This is a genomic window from Pseudomonas syringae (genome assembly GCF_000737245.1).
Classification (GTDB): Bacteria; Pseudomonadota; Gammaproteobacteria; order Pseudomonadales; family Pseudomonadaceae; genus Aquipseudomonas; species Aquipseudomonas syringae_J.
In genome coordinates, this window is record NZ_JPQU01000016.1 from 105538 (window position 1) to 123829 (window position 18292).

General features: G+C 56.6%; 21 protein-coding genes and 1 pseudogene. 9 read left to right on the forward strand and 13 right to left on the reverse strand.

Annotated elements, in window-relative coordinates:
* Positions 1-14: 14 nt before the first annotated feature.
* Positions 15-2105: a phosphate acetyltransferase gene (pta, locus tag IV01_RS22035; RefSeq protein WP_032625712.1), complete on the reverse strand. Its 2091-nt coding sequence runs from the start codon at positions 2103-2105 to the stop codon at positions 15-17.
* A gap of 93 nt (positions 2106-2198) precedes the next feature.
* Positions 2199-2495 (reverse strand): DUF3565 domain-containing protein, encoded by a 297-nt coding sequence (locus IV01_RS26125; protein WP_195758742.1) that lies wholly within the window; start codon positions 2493-2495, stop codon positions 2199-2201.
* A gap of 13 nt (positions 2496-2508) precedes the next feature.
* Here IV01_RS26125 and IV01_RS22030 point away from each other — a divergent pair, with 13 nt between their 5' ends.
* The 3 genes from IV01_RS22030 (at position 2509) to IV01_RS22020 (ending at position 4950) form a co-directional block, all read left to right on the forward strand.
* Entirely contained in the window at positions 2509-2994 is a 486-nt protein-coding gene (locus IV01_RS22030; protein ID WP_032625713.1) for an FKBP-type peptidyl-prolyl cis-trans isomerase, read from the forward strand.
* A gap of 132 nt (positions 2995-3126) precedes the next feature.
* Positions 3127-3609 carry a glutathione peroxidase gene (locus tag IV01_RS22025; RefSeq protein ID WP_032625714.1) on the forward strand — a complete coding sequence of 161 codons (483 nt, stop codon included), beginning with the start codon at positions 3127-3129 and terminating at the stop codon, positions 3607-3609.
* 237 nt (positions 3610-3846) lie between these two features.
* The gene (locus tag IV01_RS22020; protein WP_032625715.1) at positions 3847-4950 is read left to right on the forward strand and encodes an NADH:flavin oxidoreductase; all 1104 of its coding nucleotides are present in this window, start codon (positions 3847-3849) and stop codon (positions 4948-4950) included.
* Positions 4951-5006: 56 nt separating this feature from the next.
* Here IV01_RS22020 and IV01_RS22015 read toward each other — a convergent pair.
* A pseudogene (locus tag IV01_RS22015) lies at positions 5007-6140 on the reverse strand (glycosyltransferase family 4 protein); the annotation flags it as partial.
* A 354-nt stretch (positions 6141-6494) separates the two neighbouring features.
* Between IV01_RS22015 and IV01_RS22010 the strand changes: the two are divergent.
* Complete coding sequence (locus IV01_RS22010) at positions 6495-6914, forward strand: flagellar protein FlhE (RefSeq protein ID WP_032625719.1); 420 nt, start codon at positions 6495-6497, stop codon at positions 6912-6914.
* Positions 6915-6959: 45 nt separating this feature from the next.
* Here IV01_RS22010 and IV01_RS26945 read toward each other — a convergent pair whose 3' ends face one another.
* From IV01_RS26945 to cysZ, 3 genes are all read right to left on the reverse strand, one after another.
* Complete coding sequence (locus IV01_RS26945) at positions 6960-7454, reverse strand: hypothetical protein (RefSeq protein ID WP_229636082.1); 495 nt, start codon at positions 7452-7454, stop codon at positions 6960-6962.
* A gap of 16 nt (positions 7455-7470) precedes the next feature.
* Positions 7471-7761 (reverse strand): hypothetical protein, encoded by a 291-nt coding sequence (locus IV01_RS22000; RefSeq protein WP_032625721.1) that lies wholly within the window; start codon positions 7759-7761, stop codon positions 7471-7473.
* Between the two features lie 345 nt (positions 7762-8106).
* A complete protein-coding gene (cysZ, locus tag IV01_RS21995) occupies positions 8107-8862 on the reverse strand; it encodes a sulfate transporter CysZ (RefSeq protein ID WP_032625722.1) in 756 nt (251 codons plus the stop codon).
* A gap of 409 nt (positions 8863-9271) precedes the next feature.
* Between cysZ and IV01_RS21990 the strand changes: the two genes are divergently transcribed.
* Positions 9272-9871 (forward strand): peroxiredoxin, encoded by a 600-nt coding sequence (locus IV01_RS21990; protein WP_032625724.1) that lies wholly within the window; start codon positions 9272-9274, stop codon positions 9869-9871.
* Positions 9872-10010: 139 nt separating this feature from the next.
* The gene (gene trxB / locus IV01_RS21985; RefSeq protein WP_032625725.1) at positions 10011-10973 is read left to right on the forward strand and encodes a thioredoxin-disulfide reductase; all 963 of its coding nucleotides are present in this window, start codon (positions 10011-10013) and stop codon (positions 10971-10973) included.
* A 168-nt stretch (positions 10974-11141) separates the two neighbouring features.
* Here trxB and IV01_RS21980 read toward each other — a convergent pair whose 3' ends face one another.
* From IV01_RS21980 to IV01_RS21960, 5 genes are all read right to left on the reverse strand, one after another.
* Positions 11142-11483 carry a HopJ type III effector protein gene (locus tag IV01_RS21980; RefSeq protein ID WP_032625726.1) on the reverse strand — a complete coding sequence of 114 codons (342 nt, stop codon included), beginning with the start codon at positions 11481-11483 and terminating at the stop codon, positions 11142-11144.
* Complete coding sequence (locus tag IV01_RS21975; protein ID WP_032625728.1) at positions 11476-11772, reverse strand: DUF1244 domain-containing protein; 297 nt, start codon at positions 11770-11772, stop codon at positions 11476-11478. The genes IV01_RS21980 and IV01_RS21975 overlap by 8 nt, the downstream gene beginning before the upstream one ends.
* A gap of 39 nt (positions 11773-11811) precedes the next feature.
* The gene (locus IV01_RS21970) at positions 11812-12558 is read right to left on the reverse strand and encodes a hypothetical protein (RefSeq protein ID WP_032625731.1); all 747 of its coding nucleotides are present in this window, start codon (positions 12556-12558) and stop codon (positions 11812-11814) included.
* Positions 12559-13248 carry a dihydromonapterin reductase gene (gene folM, locus IV01_RS21965; RefSeq protein ID WP_032625732.1) on the reverse strand — a complete coding sequence of 230 codons (690 nt, stop codon included), beginning with the start codon at positions 13246-13248 and terminating at the stop codon, positions 12559-12561.
* Positions 13249-13496: 248 nt separating this feature from the next.
* On the reverse strand, positions 13497-14066 hold the full coding sequence (locus IV01_RS21960) for an antibiotic biosynthesis monooxygenase (protein WP_032625734.1): 570 nt from the start codon (positions 14064-14066) through the stop codon (positions 13497-13499).
* A 237-nt stretch (positions 14067-14303) separates the two neighbouring features.
* Here IV01_RS21960 and IV01_RS21955 point away from each other — a divergent pair, with 237 nt between their 5' ends.
* Positions 14304-15266 (forward strand): MerR family transcriptional regulator, encoded by a 963-nt coding sequence (locus IV01_RS21955; RefSeq protein ID WP_032625737.1) that lies wholly within the window; start codon positions 14304-14306, stop codon positions 15264-15266.
* A 6-nt stretch (positions 15267-15272) separates the two neighbouring features.
* On the opposite strand, the gene IV01_RS21950 is transcribed toward IV01_RS21955, so the two are convergent.
* Positions 15273-15878 (reverse strand): hypothetical protein, encoded by a 606-nt coding sequence (locus IV01_RS21950; protein ID WP_032625739.1) that lies wholly within the window; start codon positions 15876-15878, stop codon positions 15273-15275.
* A 62-nt stretch (positions 15879-15940) separates the two neighbouring features.
* Complete coding sequence (locus IV01_RS21945; RefSeq protein WP_032625823.1) at positions 15941-16393, reverse strand: PAS domain-containing protein; 453 nt, start codon at positions 16391-16393, stop codon at positions 15941-15943.
* Between the two features lie 100 nt (positions 16394-16493).
* On the opposite strand from IV01_RS21945, the gene IV01_RS21940 reads away from it, so the two are divergent.
* Both IV01_RS21940 and IV01_RS21935 read left to right on the forward strand, forming a co-directional pair.
* Complete coding sequence (locus IV01_RS21940) at positions 16494-16955, forward strand: flavodoxin (RefSeq protein ID WP_032625741.1); 462 nt, start codon at positions 16494-16496, stop codon at positions 16953-16955.
* Between the two features lie 269 nt (positions 16956-17224).
* Entirely contained in the window at positions 17225-18136 is a 912-nt protein-coding gene (locus IV01_RS21935; protein WP_032625743.1) for an SDR family oxidoreductase, read from the forward strand.
* The last annotated feature ends 156 nt before the right edge of the window (positions 18137-18292 follow it).

Genomic DNA, 18292 nt, shown 5'->3' on the forward strand with positions numbered 1-18292 from the left:
ACCGAGGTTGTGTGTCAGTGAAGGGTGTCGGCCTGGATCGCCGTCAGTGCGATGGTGTAGACGATGTCATCGACCTGAGCGCCACGTGGCAGATCATTGACCGGCTTGCGCAGTCCTTGCAGCATCGGGCCGAGGCTGACGCAATCGGCGCTGCGCTGTACGGCTTTATAGGTGGTGTTGCCGGTGTTCAGGTCCGGGAACACAAACACATTGGCACGCCCGGCCACTGAGCTGTCGGGCGCCAGTTGCCGCGCCACGTTTTCATTGGCCGCGGCGTCGTACTGCAACGGCCCGTCAATCAGCAGGTCGCGTTTGGCTTCCTGGGCCAGTTGCGTGGCTTCCCGGACTTTTTCCACTTCTTCACCGCTGGCCGAGTTGCCGCTGGAATAGCTGATCATCGCGACCCGCGGAGCAATGCCGAAGGCCACCGCAGAGTCAGCGCTTTGCAGCGCAATCTCGGCCAGTTCGCTGGCGCTCGGGTGTGGGTTCATGATGCAGTCGCCGTAGACCAGCACCTGCTCCGGAAACAGCATGAAGAACACCGAAGACACCAGCGTGCAGCCCGGTGCGGTCTTGATCAGTTGCAGGGCAGGGCGAATGGTATTGGCTGTGGAGTGGATGACCCCGGAAACCAGTCCGTCCACTTCATCCAGTGCCAGCATCATGGTGCCAATCACCACCGTGTCTTCCAGTTGCTGCTCGGCCATGGGCGCATTGAGGCTTTTGCTTTTGCGCAACTCGACCATGGGAACGATATAGCGCTCGCGAATCACGTCCGGATCAAGGATCTCCAGCCCCGGCGGCAGCTCGATCCCCTGAGCTTTGGCGACCGCATGCACTTCTTCGGGCTTGGCCAGCAACACACAACGAGCGATGCCCCGCGCCTGGCAAATCGCAGCAGCCTGAATGGTCAGAGGCTCGCTGCCTTCGGGCAGAACAATCCGTTTGTTGGCCGACTGTGCGCGCTGGATCAGTTGATAGCGGAACACCGCTGGCGACAGGCGCAATTCCCGTGGCGTGCCGCAACGCTGATGCAGCCAGGCAGCGTCCAGATGGCTGGCGACGAAATCGGTAATGATCTCGGCCCGCTCCCGGTCATCAATGGGGATTTCTTTGTTCAATTGGTTGAGTTGCGTGGCGGTCTCATAGGAGCCTGTGCTCACCGACAGCACCGGTAAACCGGCTTGCAGTGCGCCGCGACACAGTTCCAGAATCCGCGGGTCAGGCACCGTGTCACTGGTTAGCAACAGGCCAGCCAACGGTACGCCATTCATCGCGGCGAGGCTGACGGCGAGAATGATGTCGTCGCGATCCCCCGGGGTTACCACCAGTACGCCCGGTTTGAGCAGCTGCACGGTGTTGAGCACGGTGCGCGCACAAATGATGATCTTCGACATGCGGCGCTGTTCGTAGTCGCCGGCGTTGATCACATGTGCACCCAGCAACTCGGCTACATCCCGGGTGCGCGGAGCGTTGAGTTCAGCCTGATAAGGAATGCAGCCCAACAGGCGGAAGTCGCCATTGCGCAGCAACGGCGAATGTTCTTTGAGGCGCGTGGCGAAGGCTTCCATGCTTTCTTCAGTGCGAACTTTGTTCAGGATCACGCCCAGCACTTTCGGATCCTTGGGTCCGCCGAATAACTGTGCCTGCAGTTCGACTCGGCCGGACAGTTCGGTCAGCGCTTCGTTTTCGGGTGCGGAAACCAGGATCACATCCGCATCCAGGCTTTTGGCCAGATGCAGATTCACCCGCGCCGCGTAGCTGGCGTTGCGGGTCGGTACCATGCCCTCGACCACCAGCACGTCCTTGCCGATGGCTGCCTGTTGATAAAGGTTGATGATTTCTTCGAGCAGCTCATCAAGCTGCCCGTCGCCGAGCATCCGTTCAACATGGGACAACGCAAGCGGCCGTGGCGGATTGAGACCATGGGTGCGAGCGACCAGCTCCGTAGAGCGTTCCGGCCCAAGATCGCCCGGGTGCGGCTGGGCGATGGGCTTGAAGAAGCCGACTTTCAGGCCGGCCCGCTCAAGGGTGCGCACCAGGCCAAGGCTTATGGACGTCAGGCCCACACCAAAGTCGGTGGGCGCAATAAAGAAAGTCTGCATTCAGAGTTCTCGCATAAGCGTAAGCAGTACAAGGGTCGTGGCGCCAATGATCAGCCTCGACCGGGAATCAGGGCGCTGTCGAATCGCAGCGTCTCAACGGGGCCTAAGGTTATCGTTATCCGAGGCCTGCGCACACCAGCCACAGTGAAAGCTTTCACCTATTTTCTTCTGGCGCTGCGCTGGATCGAGAACCCAGGCGCGGGATTGCCACGGCGGCTGGTGGCGCACGTGCTGAGTGTGCCCGCACGACAACACCACGACCCAATGACCGTCCTCGTCCTGCCGGAAATCAACCACCGTCGGGTTTTGCAAATTGGGCCGTCTGTCAGAGTTGCGTTCGCTTTCGGGCGATTGCTTGGTTAAACTTGCTCGTTCTTCAATCTTAAGCAAAGGTCTTGCCCTCATGCCGATCGCCGCCAACAAGGCTGTCTCCATCGACTATACCCTTACCAACGACGCTGGTGAGGTCATCGACAGCTCCGCCGGAGGCGCGCCGCTGGTTTACCTGCAAGGCGCAGGCAACATCATCCCGGGTCTGGAAAAAGCGCTGGACGGCAAGAACGTCGGCGACGAACTGAAAGTTGCCATCGAGCCCGAAGATGCTTACGGCGAATACTCTGCCGAACTGGTCAGCACTCTGAGCCGCAGCATGTTCGAAGGTGTCGACGAACTTGAAGTCGGCATGCAGTTCCACGCTTCCGGCCCTGACGGCAGCATGCAGATCGTGACCATTCGCGACCTGGATGGTGACGATGTGACCGTTGACGGCAATCACCCTCTGGCTGGTCAGCGCCTGAACTTCGAAGTGAAGATCGTTGATATCCGTGACGCGAGTGAAGAAGAAATCGCTCATGGTCACGTCCATGGCGAAGGTGGTCACCACCATTAATCTGAGCTGCTAAGCTCAGGTAGCTGAAAAGGCGCCCAGGCCGGTTCCGCGTAGACGACATGTTAGCGCGGCCTGGCAAGGCGCCTTTTTAGTACGCCGCTGGTACGTATTGCAGTCAAGGGGGAATTGGTCATGAGTGCTTTTCACGACATGAAACTCAAAGCTCTGGATGGACAGGAGCTGCCGCTGGCGCCGTTCAAGGGGCAAGTGGTTCTCGTCGTTAACGTGGCTTCGAAATGTGGGCTGACGCCTCAATACGCCGCGCTCGAAACCCTCTATCAGACGTATAAAAGCAAAGGCTTCAACGTTCTCGGTCTGCCTTGCAATCAGTTTGCCGGACAGGAACCTGGTACTCAGGAAGAGATCCAGGCGTTTTGCAGCCTCAACTACGGCGTGACCTTCGCGTTGGGCGAAAAGCTTGAAGTGAACGGCCCGCAGCGCCATTCACTGTATCGCCTGCTGGCCGGCGAAGGCGCGGAGTTCCCGGGCGACATCACCTGGAATTTCGAAAAATTCCTGGTCGGCAAAAACGGCGGCGTCATCGCCCGTTTCTCCCCGCGCACTGCACCGGATGATCCGGCGGTGATTCAGGCGATTGAAAAAGCGTTGGCTTGAGTTGTGAATTGCGCAACCGACTCTGTGGGAGCGAATTCATTCGCGAATCTATCTTTCAGACGCTGACTATGCAGTGAGTGTTCTGGCCTCTTCGCGAATGAATTCGCTCCCACAGAGGTTGATCTCATTTATTTCCCAATCCACTTCTAAACCCCAATCACTCAAATCAATAGTGCTGTCACCTCTGTGATGCTGCGCTCTATCCTTGGCCATTGAAAAATCATCAAGGACGCTCACATGCCGGTCAAAGCCCTGTTCAAACCCTTTCGTCTCGGCAACCTCGAATTGTCATCACGGGTAGTGATGGCACCCATGACCCGCTCCTTCTCGCCCGGCCATGTACCCAATTCAAAGGTGATCGAGTATTACCGTCGACGAGCTGCTGCTGGCGTCGGGCTGATCATCACTGAAGGCACGACGGTCAATCACAAGGCCTCCAACGGGTACCCCAACGTTCCACAGTTCTTTGGCGAAGCGCCCTTGGCTGGCTGGAAAAAAGTCGTCGACGCAGTGCACGCCGAGGGCGGCAAGATCGTTCCTCAGCTGTGGCACGTCGGTGCGGTGCGTCGCTTGGGCACGGAGCCCGATGGCAGCGTCCCGGCGTATGGCCCCAGCGAGAAACTCAAGGATGGCCAGGTGGTTGTCCACGGCATGACCCACTCAGACATTGCCGAGGTCATCGCGGCTTTTGCTCAGGCCGCTAAAGATGCGCAGACCATCGGCATGGATGGCGTGGAAATCCACGGCGCCCACGGTTACCTGGTGGATCAGTTCTTCTGGGAGGGCAGTAACCAGCGTACTGATGAATATGGCGGTGACCTGGCTGCCCGATCGCGTTTCGCCATCGAGTTGATCCAGGCGGTACGTGCAGCCGTTGGACCGGACTATCCCATCATCTTTCGTTTCTCACAGTGGAAGCAGCAGGATTACAGCGCTCGACTGGTTGAAACGCCGGAGGCGCTGGAAGCCTTTCTCAAGCCGCTGTCCGACGCGGGGGTGGATATTTTCCACTGCTCCACACGACGTTTCTGGGAGCCCGAATTCGAAGGCTCCGAGCTGAATCTGGCAGGCTGGACACGCAAGTTGACCGGCAAGCCAACCATCACCGTGGGCAGCGTCGGACTGGATGGTGAATTTCTGCAGTTCATGGTCAATACCGACAAAGTCGCTCAACCCGCCAGCCTGGAAAATCTATTGCAGCGTCTGGGCAACGACGAGTTCGACCTGGTTGCGGTGGGCCGTGCGTTGCTGGTGGATCCGGACTGGGCGTTGAAAGTGCGTGAAGGCCGTGAGCAGGACATCCTGCCTTTCAGCCGCGACGCCCTGACCACATTGATCTGATGTGGATTGAGCTCAGCTCAGCGCGGGACTTGCCCTAGAGCCAGCAATTGCGGCACCGGGCAAACGCTGAGCAGCTGTCGTTCGAACAGATCGATAATCGCTGCCCAGCCTTGGCGGCTTGCGTGCTGCCGGGCGTTGAGGCGCACTCTGCGTAAGGTTTCGCTGTCTTCGAGCAGCCAGCAGGCGGCATCGATAAACGCTTCTTCATCTCCCGGCATGGCCAACGCTCCGTTGTGGCCATGGCGTATATGTTGCGCCGCAGCCGCTTCATCGTAGGCCACAACGCCAAGCCCGGACGCCAGCGCTTCGAGTACCACGTTGCCGAAGGTTTCGGTCAGGCTCGGGAATAGAAACATGTCCCCAGATGCGTAGTGCGCGGCCAATGTCTCACCCCGCTGAGTCCCGCAGAAAATTGCCTCCGGCATCTGCTGTTCAAGGCTGGCGCGTTGCGGACCGTCGCCGACCATAATCAGCTTCAACGTCCGTTGCGGGTATCGGCTTTTCAGCGCCTCGAAGCCCGTCTTGAGCAACCCCAGATTCTTTTCTGGCGCAAGCCGCCCCACGTGCAATACCGCTACGTCGTCCGCTGCCAATCCCCAGCTGTCGCGCAATGACTGGCTGCGTTTCGACGGATGAAACAGCTGGCTGTCCACACCGTGGGACAACAACTCGATCCGCTCGAAACCCCGTCGCTCCAACTCCATCTTCTGGCTCACGCTGGGCGCCAGGGTGATATGCGAGCGATTGTGAAACCAGCGCAGGTAATGGGTCAGGATGCGGCTGATCATGCCAATCCCGTATTGCCGAGCGTACTGCGCGAAGTTGGTATGAAAGCCACTGACCACTGCAATCCCCAGACGCCGCGCGGCACGCAGGGCAGACAACCCAAGTGGGCCTTCAGTGGCGATATACAGCACGTCCGGGCGCTGGCGCTGCCAACGGCGCAGCAATTTACGCATCGACGACTGCCCCCACTGCAACCCTGGATAGCCCGGAATCGGCCAGCCGCGACACAGCATCAGGTCATCCGCCGGAGGGCCGGTATCTTCCGCCTGACGAGGCCGAACCAACTCGACCCGATGCCCACGCAAACGCAACCCGTCACAAAGCCGCCCCAGGGTCGTGGCGATGCCATTGATTTCGGGAGAGAAGGTTTCGGTGATGAGGGTGACATGAAGAGATTTGCTCATGACAGCCAGTCTCGGCTGCGATGGTTGCGGTTATGTGGCGGTCGGGTGATGGATTTGTGACGGTCTGCAGGAATAACCAACGCCGCCGCTAACAGTGAATAGCAAGTGCAATGGGTTGCGTAGGTAATTAATTAAGGCGCAGGGGTGTTTTATTTAGTGCCAAAAGCTAGTGTGGTGCGCCAATAAATAAATCCAGTTAGATATATAAGATTAGTGCGGTTGCCGGTTTCTTCCTGAGTAACGTTGGATGTGTCGAGAGGCAAAGCTCATAAGTAGAGCTGCTCCGATACCTTGAGCCTGCACGATTCGAAGTTACGGATCAGCAGGTTTGTATCCAAATTTCAGGAAGAAAAAATGAAAAACTATAAAAAGTTGAAAGGTATCATTACGTCTGCACTCTTTGCTTCTATTGCAGTTTTTTGCTCACAGCAGGCAATGGCAGGGAGTTACTCGTCCTCTGTCAACTTGCCGGTGCTGCATTCCAAGGGGTATGTCTATACCGCACGGGTTCCAGTTTCAGCTAGTGTGAGGGCGGGGCAAATTATCCAAAACGTGAGCTGGAATTGGAATGTCCAGGGATGGCCCCGAGGATTGCAGGTGCAACTTTGCCAAGCCGCCCACAGGTGTATCGATGTGTCTCGAAATCGAGTTGGGTCTACGCCGGCGTTCAAAGGCCTTCTCGCGAAGCAGCCGTTTTATTATGAGCTGAAGCTGTCTCCTTCTGGTCCAGCCCCTATTGCGGGGCAGGTCGGTCGCATCACTGTCGATTGGTGATTAATCAGGTTCGCACCTGCACATTGTGCGGGTGCGAACCTTTGTTTACCAAGCGCACATGTCAAGAAATCGAGGGGGCAGCGAGTCGTTGAAATTCAGGATTTTTTCGACGATTTCCACGGGGGGAGTGCCCTTGTCCATCTCTGCTTTATAAAGTTCTGTCCGCTCGCGCTGCATGGCGAGCATAGTATTTTGGAAGTAAGCCTTTGATTCCTCGGTGATCAGTTCGCCGGTTGCATAGCGTTGAGGGACCACTGTCAGTGATGTCACGAGCGGCATTGTCAGTGAGTTGAAGGCATACGTATGTGCAAGGTTGTAGGCTTCCTCAGGAGAGGACCTTGCGTCTCTCATGATGCTCTCCCTGATCTCCAGATTTGGTATCCGACCCGGTAGCTGTCGCTGAGGCTCATAACACGGTGTTACCTGAGTCAGGACCGTTGAGAACGATGGCGTGCCATCTGGTGTACTGATCACATTTTTCACGGGTTCTGGCAACCCGGCCATTGAGGGTTGGGCCTTGTTATCGTTGTTAACCTGCATGGAATACTCCCGTGGCTTATCGGTTGCTTGAAGAAACAAAAGGCAATACCCGCGAATTACCCACTCTCTCCATTGCCGCCGCTTGGGGTTTGTGAGTTTCGCCCACAGGGTTGAGGCTTTTCAGTTCCAGAGGTGAACGCGGCGGGGGGGGCCGTGTCAGCGTTGCAGGGGCTGATTTGGGTTGTTCGGTGGGCTTGGATTTTGTGACCAGTTTGAATATCTCGGCGAACTGCGCCGCCTGAGCGTTGGCTGCTTTCTCTGTTTTTAATGGTTGTTTTTTTGCGGCAATAGTGTTGTTGATTTCCATTGTTGTGGTTCTCCTGTTTTTTTTGCTGTATCAGCAACAACAGTGCCAGTTTCAATGTTTTTGAATGCGGTGCTTGAAGCGTCAATGGTTATAGGGTGAAGAAGGTTGTCTCAAATATACTCCTACAGACAAGTCCTACATATCTGCTTTGTTAGTGTCGGCAAGCTTGTGCCGATACAGGCAGAAGTTTGCCGTTGGCAATTGGGTGGGGTTTTAAGGGTGATGTAAGAACAATATTTAGAGTGTGTAGGATGTTTCCTATTATTTTATTTGGGCTTCAGTGTGGCACGATTTATTTAAACTGGTTCAAGTAATAAAAAGGCCCCATCTGGGGCCTCTGAGTATTTACACCTTATTCGTCAACAACGCCTCTTCACCCCGTTCCCTTACCCAGAACAACGTCGCCCCGGCTACGGCCGCGGGCATCATCAGGATATTGACCACCGGGATCAGCAGCACAGCATAAACAATCCCGCCGAAGCTCAGGCTCTGCCAGCGCTTGGAACGCAGCCAGGCGAGCATTTCGTTCCAGCCCAGTTTGTGGTTGTCCGCCGGGTAGTCGATGTACTGGATAGCCATCATCCAGACGCCGAACAACAGCCATAGCGGTGCGGCGATCAGATTGACGACCGGAATGAAGGACAGGATGAACAGACCAATGGCGCGCGGCAGGAAGTAACCCAGTTTGCGCATTTCCCGGCCAAAGGTGCGGGGCACCATGGCCACCAGTTCGCCCCAGCTGAAGGCCGGGAAGTCATCGGTGCCGCGCACCACCACTTCGACCTTTTCTGCCAGGAAACCGTTGAAAGGCGCCGCGATAATGTTGGCGATCATGGTGAAGGTGAAGAACACCATGAACACCACCAGCGCTACGAATAGCGGCCACAGGATATAGCTGAGGAAGCTGAGCCACTGCGGCAGCTCTGGCATAAAGGTATCGACCCACATGCCGAACTGATGCATGGCCAGATAGATCAAGCCGGCGAACAGCACCAGGTTGATCGTCAGCGGCAGCAAAACGAAAAGACGCAAGCCTGGACTGAGGACCAGTTTCAGGCCTTCGCGCAGGTATTGCGGGCCCGAGAGCGCGGGAGCAGGCATGGCAGCCTCCAGATAAGAGAATTGCGCGACCTTACCGGCTTTGGTGGGAGGGTGAAAGGGTGTTGGAGGAAGCTCTATAAGCCTGTAGGAGCGCACGAGCTACGCGAGGCCGCGATGGCGGGCATTCTGACACACCGCCATCGCTGGCCTCGTAACCTCGGTGAGCTCCTACACGTTCGGCGTTTTTCACATATCCCGGGTTCTCTAGGTGTATCTGTTGGACATTCGCGGTAACAAACCGATGAGCGTAAAGTCTGCCCACGTCGTCGGCCGTATTGTCGGATCAGGTGCATAGAGGTTGCCTATGAGCTGGATTGTGAATCGATATTTCCTTAATCTCTGCACCCCCGATAGGCTTGGCTTCACTTTCTGAGCCGATCTCTTTACATTTTTTCTTCTAGGAGACTTCATGAGCGTACTGGTAAATAAACAGGCACCGGATTTCGATGCAGCAGCAGTACTGGGCGACGGTTCTATCGTCGACAGCTTCAAACTGTCCTCGCTGCGTGGCAAATACGTTGTGCTGTTTTTCTGGCCGCTGGATTTCACCTTCGTTTGCCCTTCGGAAATCATCGCCCACAATAACCGCATCGCCAAATTCCGCGAGCTGGGTGTTGAGGTGGTGGGCGTTTCCATCGATTCGCAGTTCACGCACTACGCATGGCGCAGCACCCCGGTGGAGAAGGGCGGTATTGGTGAAGTCGAATTCACCATGGTCGCCGACGTGAAACACGAAATCACCCGTGCCTACGGTATCGAGCACGATGCTGGCGTTGCCCTGCGTGCTTCGTTCCTGATCGACCGCGACGGTGTGGTTCAGCACCAGGTGGTTAACAACCTGCCGCTGGGTCGCGATGTAGACGACATGGTGCGTCTGGTTGAAGCGCTGCAGTTCACCGAAGAAAACGGTGAAGTTTGCCCGGCAGGCTGGCGTCCGGGTCAGAAGGGTATGAAAGCTGACGCTCGTGGCGTCGCTGACTACCTAGCTGAAAACGCTACTAGCCTGTAAGACGTTGCTGCGGTTGCGGCCGCAGCTTCCAAATTTCAGGATTACCGTGCTACAGGCCTTCCCCAAGTGCTTTCGGTGGTCCTTTTTTATTCCAGCCGTCACGACCACGGCGATAAAGGCCGGTCGATAGGAGTGTGTCATGTCCGATGTACGTCATTCCCGAGTGATTATTCTCGGCTCCGGCCCTGCCGGTTACAGCGCTGCCGTGTATGCCGCGCGTGCCAACCTCAAGCCTTTGCTGATCACCGGCATGCAGGCTGGCGGTCAGTTGACCACCACCACCGAGGTCGATAACTGGCCCGGCGACGTGCATGGTCTGACCGGTCCGGCACTGATGGATCGCATGCGTGAACACGCCGAGCGTTTCGAAACCGAAATCGTCTTCGACCACATCAATGCCGTCGACCTGGCGGGCAAGCCGTTCAGCCTCAAGGGCGATAGCGGGACCTATACCTGCGACGCTCTGATCATCGCCACCGGCGCCAGTGCCCGCTACTTGGGCCTGCCGTCGGAAGAAGCGTTCATGGGCAAAGGTGTTTCTGCCTGCGCCACGTGCGATGGTTTCTTCTATCGCAACAAGCCGGTCGCTGTCGTGGGTGGTGGTAACACAGCCGTTGAAGAGGCACTGTACCTGGCCAACATCGCCAGCAAGGTGACTCTGGTCCACCGCCGTGAGACCTTCCGCGCCGAGAAGATCCTGATCGACAAGCTCCATGCACGGGTTGCTGAAGGCAAGATCGAACTCAAGCTCAACGCCACGCTGGATGAAGTCCTGGGTGACAATATGGGCGTGACCGGTGCTCGCCTGAAGAACAACGACGGCAGCAGCTCCGAGCTGAAAGTTGATGGTGTATTCATCGCCATCGGCCACACGCCGAACACTTCGCTGTTCGAAGGCCAACTGGCGTTGAAAGACGGCTACATGGTTGTGCAGGGCGGCCGTGAAGGCAACGCCACGGCTACCAGCGTTGAAGGCGTGTTTGCAGCGGGCGACGTGGCTGACCACGTCTATCGTCAGGCAATTACCTCAGCGGGCGCGGGCTGCATGGCCGCATTGGATGCCGAGCGGTATCTGGATGGGCTGGCTGACGTTTCGTTCTGATAGCGATTGTTCAGCAGCAATAAAAAAAACCGGCCCAGGCCGGTTTTTTTTGGACTACAGGTTGTAGGAGCGCGCTTGCCCGCGATTGCAAACGACGCGGTGCGACAGACACGTCGCCATCGCTGGCCTCGTAACCTCGGTGAACTCCTACAGGTCCAGCAGTGAGGCTCAAGCCTTACGCGTAAGCGGCTCGCCCGCAAACTTCACGCCCGCCAACCCGTTGGCGATCAGCGCACGAATATTGCTGTGGTCGCTGCCCTCAGGCGTGGCTTTTACCGAGCGGTAGTGTTCACCGAATGCCAGCAGGGTTTCTTCATCACTCAGGCCTTCGAGCAGTGCCAGGCCCAGGGTCTTGCACGAGCCCTCGTTTTGGCCAGCGGCACTATCCACACCGCCATTGCTGAAGGCTTGAGGTTGGTAGTCATAACGTGCCGCGATGAATGCCAGGGTGTCGGCGAAGAGATGTTCGCCGCTGTTGAGGCTGGCACGCAGGGTGTTCAAATCAGTCATGCTTGGGTTCCTTGACGAACGCCGCTTGTTGTTCGGCGCTGGCTTCTTTCTGGTACTGGGCTTTCCACTCGCTGTACGGCATGCCGTACACCACTTCGCGGGCTTCATCGAGGCTGACGTCGATGTGCTTCTCGTCGGCCGCTGCCTTGTACCACTTGGACAGACAGTTGCGGCAGAAGCCGGAGAGGTTCATCAAGTCGATATTCTGCACATCCTTGCGGCTGTCCAGATGCGCCACCAGCCTGCGGAAGGCGGCGGCTTCGAGTTCGAGGCGTTGTTGGTCAGTCATGATGGTCCTGCGACGTTGAATGGGGATCGAAGGCCTTCATCATAACGGGCCCGGATCGCACTGGGTGAGCAATGGCACTGCGTTGCGCTCGGCGGTGCGGATAAATGACTGAGTCATCATCGCGATGTCCTGAATAATGAACAGTTTCTTCTCGGGGTTGCTCAGCAGTTCTGTTGACAGGTTAGAGCTGTCCTGAATCGCGGGCCAGGTACACCAGATCGATAACACCTGTTCGCCGGTATCCAGTGACGTCGCTTCTTCGAAATTGACCTTGTAACCCACCGACTCCGCACCGCTGAAGGTGTAGTGGAAAATATCCTTTACCGGCGGCGTATGGGTGATATTGGGAATGAAGTAGGCAATGATGATTCGATCAACATTAAAACCCACCCACATCTTCATCTCGGTGCTGGGTGTGCTCAGGGTGTAGTTGGCGCCGAAAATATTGTTGATTTCCGAGACCGTCACTTTCGCCTTGTTGCCGGCGGAGTCTTCAACTCTGCCGAGCATTTTTGGCAATTGAATCCTTAACAGCGACTCGGTCTTGTTGATGAGAAACTGCAGGTTGGCTTCGCGCTCGCCAAAGATCAGTACCAGCGAAATCACCAGTGCGGTTGCGGCCAATTGGGCGATCGACAGCGACAGCAGAATCCAGTCGCTGTGATCTGGCACACCGACAAACGACAGCGAAATATAGATAGAAGCGATAAGGCAGACGGCGAGCGCGGATATGACGCTGATCTTGATCCACCGGGGCAGGTAAATCACTTTTTTCGAATCGATCATTTAAACTCCTTTTTTTAAATGTCGGCCGCCATTAACGACCACGCTGCTGCCCGTGCTGTATTGCGTATTGAGCAGATAGAACACGGCGTCGATCAAGGGCTGCGAGCCGGGTTCAAACTCCAGCAGAGCCTTTTTCAAAGTCTGTTTCCGATAGGCCTCATCGCTGTTTTCCTTGAGGATCAGCAGGCCTGGCAGGATTGCGTTCACCCGGGTATCGGGGGCGAGCTTTTCTGCGAAGGAGAGAACCATATTTTGCAGCGCCGCCTTGGTTGCGGCGTAGGCGATATGGCTCTTGCTGCCACGGGAAGAGGTTTCATCGCAGATATGGATGATGTCCGACTTGGCACTTTCGGCCAGCAGCGGTGCAAGTTCGTGATTGAGGTGGTAGGGCGCTTCAACGTGCAGCTTGAACATTGTATTCAGGTTGTCGATGCCGTCATCCAGCCACAGCGAGGCGTTGTGAATCACGGCCCGCAGGCCTGAATAGTTGGACTGCAGCCAGGCCACCAGAGCCATGCGCTCTTCGGCGACCTGCAGGTCCACCGCAAACGACACGATATTGGGATGCGCTGAGGCGGGCGCAATAGTGCGGCTGGCGTTGACGACGATGTGGCCTGCCTCGGCCAGCGCGATTGCCAACTCAAGACCCACTCGCTGACTGGCCCCGGTGATCAGAATCGGATTATTCATTTAGCGACTATTCAGCATGCGTTCGGGGGATGTCCTTACGAGAACGCATAGCATACCGAAGTTTGTTGCGACGGGGGCATTGAGCTCCAGAGCGTTCCGATCAGGCAAAAATAATCATCTGCATATACAGAACTTGTTGGAGCGAGGCTTGCCCGCGAATCGGGAGCTGCGGTCTAGCAGGCACACCGTGTCATCTTTCTTCGCGGGCAAGCCTCGCTCCAACGGAATCCTGTGCGATGAGTCCTGAATCAGTTACTGCGCACCGACTCGGCACTTGCCTGTCGCGGCGTCGGCGCGGGGTTCATCCAGGACGCCAATAAGTGCGTCGACAGCGGAATGAACCAGAACACCATCAGCGGGGTGAGAATCAGTGTGCTGATCATGATCCTAGGCGCCAACGGCAGGTCGTTGAGCAGCGGACCAAGCACAAAGTTGAAGATCAAGGACACCGGAAAGAACGCCAGCCAAACCGCGACCGCCTGTTTCCAGCGCGGTGGACGCTGGCCAGCGGCGCCGAACCAGCCGTCAATTCCACTGACACGATGCTGGGAAGGTTGTGCGAACAAACCACTGCCGCGCACCAACCAGGAGCTTCGGGAGGCAGAATGCTCCCATGCGTGCATGGTTTCGGCATTGGCGAAACGGAAGATGATCTGGAATTCGTCGTCACCCGGCGGCGGGGCAAGTACACCCGAACCCAGATAACCGGGGAAATCAGTGGCCAGTTGCTCGCCTTCATGCAGCCAGGCGATCAGTTCCTGATAGCGGCCATCGGCTACGCGGCGCGCAACCAGCAGGGTAACGGGGGTGGTAGACATTGTGTATCTCCGATAAACGAGTGAGGTTCCCGGGTAGGGAATTCACATGGCGCGGCACCGGGGTGATGGGCTGCGTCAGGTTCGCTATTAAGCAAGCAAGGATTATTCCTGAATTCCGTAAATAAGCCATAGGGTCGGGCATATTCTCTTGCGGATGATGAATTGACGTCGTCCTTCTGGCGAAATGAGCCGTAGGCAAGCGTAGAATAGGACGCTTGTTTCCAAGCGATCCTTGTCATGACCGAGACCACCACTGACCACTCGTCCGCTAATGTCCGGCAGGTGGGCCTTGAGCAGGAAGAGCTATTCCCTATCCGCGAGGTTTCCCGCATTACCGGCATCAATCCGGTGACCCTGCGTGCCTGGGAGCGCCGTTACGGCCTGATTCAGCCCACCCGGACGGAAAGCGGCCACCGGCTTTACTCCCAAAGCGACATCGAAGAGGTGCGCAGCATTCTGGGCTGGATCGAGCGGGGCGTCGCGGTCAGCAAGGTTGGCAAGATTCTGGCCCGCACCAGCACCGTTCGGCCGCAACCTGCGGCGTTGGAAAGTGATGTGCAATCCAGCGACTGGGCTGACTGGCACGATCAGATCCGCAAGGCGATTGGCGGTTTTGATGAGCGTCGTCTGGAGCAGCTCTATGGCCAGATTTTTGCCAGCTACCCCATACCAGTAGTGTTCCAGGACATCTTCATGCCCGTGTGGCGCGAATTGCTGTTGCACCGTGAACGGTTTGGTCAGGCCAGCGAGTGGCTGTTTCTCGACAGTTTCTTGCGCGCGCGGACCCTCCAGCGTCTGCAAATGGCCAGCGCCTTTGCGCAGCATAAGGTGATCCTGGCGGCCATCCCGGGCCAGTGTCGAGAGTTGGAGCTGTGGGTTACAGGGCTATTGATCAGCAGCAGCGAAGTGGACATTCAGGTGCTGGCCTTGGGGCAGCCGCTAGAAGAACTGAGCCTGGTGTGTGGCAAAGTCAGCCCTTTGGCCGTAGTGCTTTACAGCAATCTTCCGCCAGCGATTGATCTACCACAGCGGCTTAAACGTCTTGCGTTGACACTGGATTGTCCCGTGTTAATGGCTGGAGAAGGTTCCGATCTGGCGCGCGAGAGCCTTGAAGGTTCACCGGTTGCCTGCTTGGGCAGCGACGGGCGATCAATGCAGCGTGGCTTGCAGCAGTATTTGAATGGTCGGCTCGATACCTGACAGGCTTCAGCGATGCATCGTCGGAAAGATTTTCCGATGCTGTTGCAGGATGTACTGACGCAGCCGCTCGGTTTCTTCCTTGTTGTGCTGACTGAGCCGGTAAGCCGCCAGTCCTGACTCGGTCAGGCGCTCGAAAGTCCCGCGCAGGGCAATGGGGGGGTGTCCCTCGGGCGAAAACCAGGCGGCAAATACTTTCGGCGGCCGAGTGTTTCTGCGGTTCTCCAGCAACACGCCCTTGAACGAAATCTCATAGACCCACAAGGCGGTCATTGCACCTTTTTCGGTTTCCAGCGCTACCGGTTCCGGCAGCGTCAAACGCCAGGGTCTGATACGTGGCCCTTCCTCGAAAATGGAAGGGGCTCCCAGCTCAAGGTGCAAGGCGTGAAATTCGTCTTCTACCAGATGCAGCGGGAACGTCATTTGCTGATTGTCGAACTGAGCCTGAATGGTCACCTGCTCGTGAGCAGCCAGACGCGTCAATAAGTCCTGAATCTGTCTTCCACCGTTAACCGTCAAGCTGCGTGTCGCATCGCGCACGTTCAGCTTGGGGTTGTGCTGCATGTTCTGGATGAAATCCAGTTCAGCCTGGGTGAGAAGGGTTTCGTGTGGCATGACGTCGCTCTGGGATCTCGATCAGTGGAGAAGCAGACCGTGGATTCAACATTTTGTTGCAATCACGGGTTCTTTTTCAAGGCCGCCAGTTCTTGTCGGACAGCGGCAAGCTCCGCTTCCAGTTCCACTACTCGTGCCTGGGCCTGGACCTGTCGTGTAACGTCCTTCTGGATGCCGATGAAGTAAGTGAGCTGGTCGGCATCATTGAACACTGGAGTAATCGACAGCTCATTCCAGAACACGCTGCCGTCCTTGCGATAATTACGCAGTACCTGGCGGCAGGCCTTCTTGTTGGTCAGTGCTTCACGAATCAGATTCAGCTCAGGCTGTTGGCGGTCCTCGCCCTGTAAAAAGCGACAGTCCTGATAAAGAATGTCGTCCATCGGGTAGCCCGTCAGTGCTTCGAAGGCCTTGTTGGCATAGATGAGAATATTGTCCTCACCTTCCTGCTCGGCGACGACAATGCCGTCATTGGAGGCGTCGACCACCAGCTGCAGTAGCTTTGCGTTGATCATGAAAGTGTTCCGAAGCAAGTTGCACATCCAGCATTCTAGGTCATCCGCTCGCATGAGGCATAATGTCCGACGTTTCCAGATGGTCATAAAAGGATGATTCATGAAAGTCGCCATCATTTCCGGTTCGGTTTACGGGTCGGCTGAAGAAGTGGCTCGTCATGCCGCAGGTATTCTCCGCACTGCCGGACATGAAGTGCTGCACAACCCGCGCGTGACCCTCTCCGAACTTCAGGCATTCGCGCCTCAGGCTTTGCTGGGCGTTACATCCACTACGGGCATGGGTGAGTTGCCGGATAACATTCATGGAGTCTACTCGCAGATTCGTGACGTTTTGCCTGCGCAATGGCGTGGCCTGCCAGGCGGTGTGATCGGCCTGGGCGATGCCAGCTATGGCGACACGTTCTGTGGCGGCGGTGAGCAGATTCGTGAGTTGTTCGCAGAGCTGGGTGTGATTGAAGTGCAGGAAATGTTGCGCCTGGACGCCAGTGAAAGCGTCACCCCGGAAACCGACGCCGAGCCGTGGCTGGGGACGTTCATTGAGTTGTTGGGGAAGTCCGTTTAAGGCGTCCCGACAAACAATCAGCTTTCTGATTGAAATGATCTTTGTGGGAGCGAATTTATTCGCGAAGAGGCCAGGACATTCCCGGCATAGATGTCGCTTTTAATGCCGCCTTCGCGAATGAATTCGCTCCCACAGGTTTTGTGTTGTCACTGGCGCAGGAGCGCTATCCCGCTACGTTATCGCGCACCATTCAGCGCCGGTCGTGTTGATTGTGACTACAGCGAGGGTGGATGACACTGTTATCCCTACAACTTTTGCTGGAGTTGCCCGTGAGCCAATCCATACGTTTTGAAGACAAGGTCGTTATCGTCACCGGAGCCGGTGGTGGTCTGGGCCGTGCGCATGCGTTGCTCTTCGCTCGTCATGGCGCCAAGGTTGTGGTCAATGATCTGGGCGGCTCGGCGCAGGGTGAAGGCGCCAGCGCATCCGCTGCGGATCGGGTGGTGGCCGAGATCCGCGAAGCGGGTGGCATTGCAGTAGCCAACCACGATTCGGTCACCGACGGCGATAAAATCGTGCAAAACGCACTGGACGCCTTTGGCCGGGTTGATGTGCTGGTCAACAACGCCGGCATCCTGCGGGACAAGTCCTTTGCCAAGATGGAAGACGCCGATTGGGACCTGGTGTATCGGGTACATCTGGAAGGCGCCTATAAAGTCACTCACGCCGCCTGGCCCCACCTTCGCGAGCAGAATTACGGGCGTGTCATCTTTACCTCGTCGACTTCCGGGATCTACGGCAACTTTGGCCAGTCCAACTACGCAGCGGCCAAGCTCGGTCTGTATGGTCTGACGCGCACATTGGCGTTGGAAGGGCGCAAGAACAACATCCTGGTCAATGCCATCGCACCTACCGGCGGTACGCGCATGACGGAAGGCTTGATCCCGCCGCAAGTCTTTGAGTTGCTCAAGCCGGAGTTGATCAGCCCGTTGGTGGTGTATCTGGGCAGCGAGCAGTGCGAGGACACTTCAGCATTGTTTGAAGTAGGCGGTGGCTGGATAGGCAAGGTGCGCTGGGAGCGCAGCCTGGGTGCCGGCTTTGATCCTGTTGCGGGCTTCAGTCCGGAAGATGTTGCTGCCCAATGGTCTCGTATTAACGATTTCAGTGGTGCTGTGCACCCGCAAGACAATGTCGAAGCCCTTAAAGAGATGATGGCCAATCTGCAAAAATTTATCAGGTAGGAAATCCCATGTTGCCCAGACCGATCAGGTTCGCTTGATCGGTTTTCGATAATGTGAAATTCAGTTTTAGATACTTTATCTGATGAACTATTGTTGTTTATTCCTTTATTTAAGTAAGATTTTTCTGCTCCCTGCGTAGTACTTGTCTGGATTTTT

Excerpts from the sequence above, each read along its gene's own strand:
- IV01_RS21975 (WP_032625728.1), bottom strand. The coding sequence starts at position 11,772 with ATGACTGACCAACAACGCCTCGAACTCGAAGCCGCCGCCTTCCGCAGG.
- pta (WP_032625712.1), bottom strand. The coding sequence starts at position 2,105 with ATGCAGACTTTCTTTATTGCGCCCACCGACTTTGGTGTGGGCCTGACG.
- IV01_RS26945 (WP_229636082.1), bottom strand. The coding sequence starts at position 7,454 with ATGCAGGTTAACAACGATAACAAGGCCCAACCCTCAATGGCCGGGTTG.
- IV01_RS22000 (WP_032625721.1), bottom strand. The coding sequence starts at position 7,761 with ATGGAAATCAACAACACTATTGCCGCAAAAAAACAACCATTAAAAACA.
- IV01_RS21945 (WP_032625823.1), bottom strand. The coding sequence starts at position 16,393 with ATGATCAACGCAAAGCTACTGCAGCTGGTGGTCGACGCCTCCAATGAC.
- IV01_RS21955 (WP_032625737.1), top strand. The coding sequence starts at position 14,304 with ATGACCGAGACCACCACTGACCACTCGTCCGCTAATGTCCGGCAGGTG.
- trxB (WP_032625725.1), top strand. The coding sequence starts at position 10,011 with ATGTCCGATGTACGTCATTCCCGAGTGATTATTCTCGGCTCCGGCCCT.
- IV01_RS22025 (WP_032625714.1), top strand. The coding sequence starts at position 3,127 with ATGAGTGCTTTTCACGACATGAAACTCAAAGCTCTGGATGGACAGGAG.
- folM (WP_032625732.1), bottom strand. The coding sequence starts at position 13,248 with ATGAATAATCCGATTCTGATCACCGGGGCCAGTCAGCGAGTGGGTCTT.
- IV01_RS21960 (WP_032625734.1), bottom strand. The coding sequence starts at position 14,066 with ATGTCTACCACCCCCGTTACCCTGCTGGTTGCGCGCCGCGTAGCCGAT.
- IV01_RS21970 (WP_032625731.1), bottom strand. The coding sequence starts at position 12,558 with ATGATCGATTCGAAAAAAGTGATTTACCTGCCCCGGTGGATCAAGATC.
- IV01_RS21950 (WP_032625739.1), bottom strand. The coding sequence starts at position 15,878 with ATGCCACACGAAACCCTTCTCACCCAGGCTGAACTGGATTTCATCCAG.
- IV01_RS21990 (WP_032625724.1), top strand. The coding sequence starts at position 9,272 with ATGAGCGTACTGGTAAATAAACAGGCACCGGATTTCGATGCAGCAGCA.
- IV01_RS22010 (WP_032625719.1), top strand. The coding sequence starts at position 6,495 with ATGAAAAACTATAAAAAGTTGAAAGGTATCATTACGTCTGCACTCTTT.
- cysZ (WP_032625722.1), bottom strand. The coding sequence starts at position 8,862 with ATGCCTGCTCCCGCGCTCTCGGGCCCGCAATACCTGCGCGAAGGCCTG.
- IV01_RS21980 (WP_032625726.1), bottom strand. The coding sequence starts at position 11,483 with ATGACTGATTTGAACACCCTGCGTGCCAGCCTCAACAGCGGCGAACAT.
- IV01_RS22030 (WP_032625713.1), top strand. The coding sequence starts at position 2,509 with ATGCCGATCGCCGCCAACAAGGCTGTCTCCATCGACTATACCCTTACC.
- IV01_RS22020 (WP_032625715.1), top strand. The coding sequence starts at position 3,847 with ATGCCGGTCAAAGCCCTGTTCAAACCCTTTCGTCTCGGCAACCTCGAA.
- IV01_RS21940 (WP_032625741.1), top strand. The coding sequence starts at position 16,494 with ATGAAAGTCGCCATCATTTCCGGTTCGGTTTACGGGTCGGCTGAAGAA.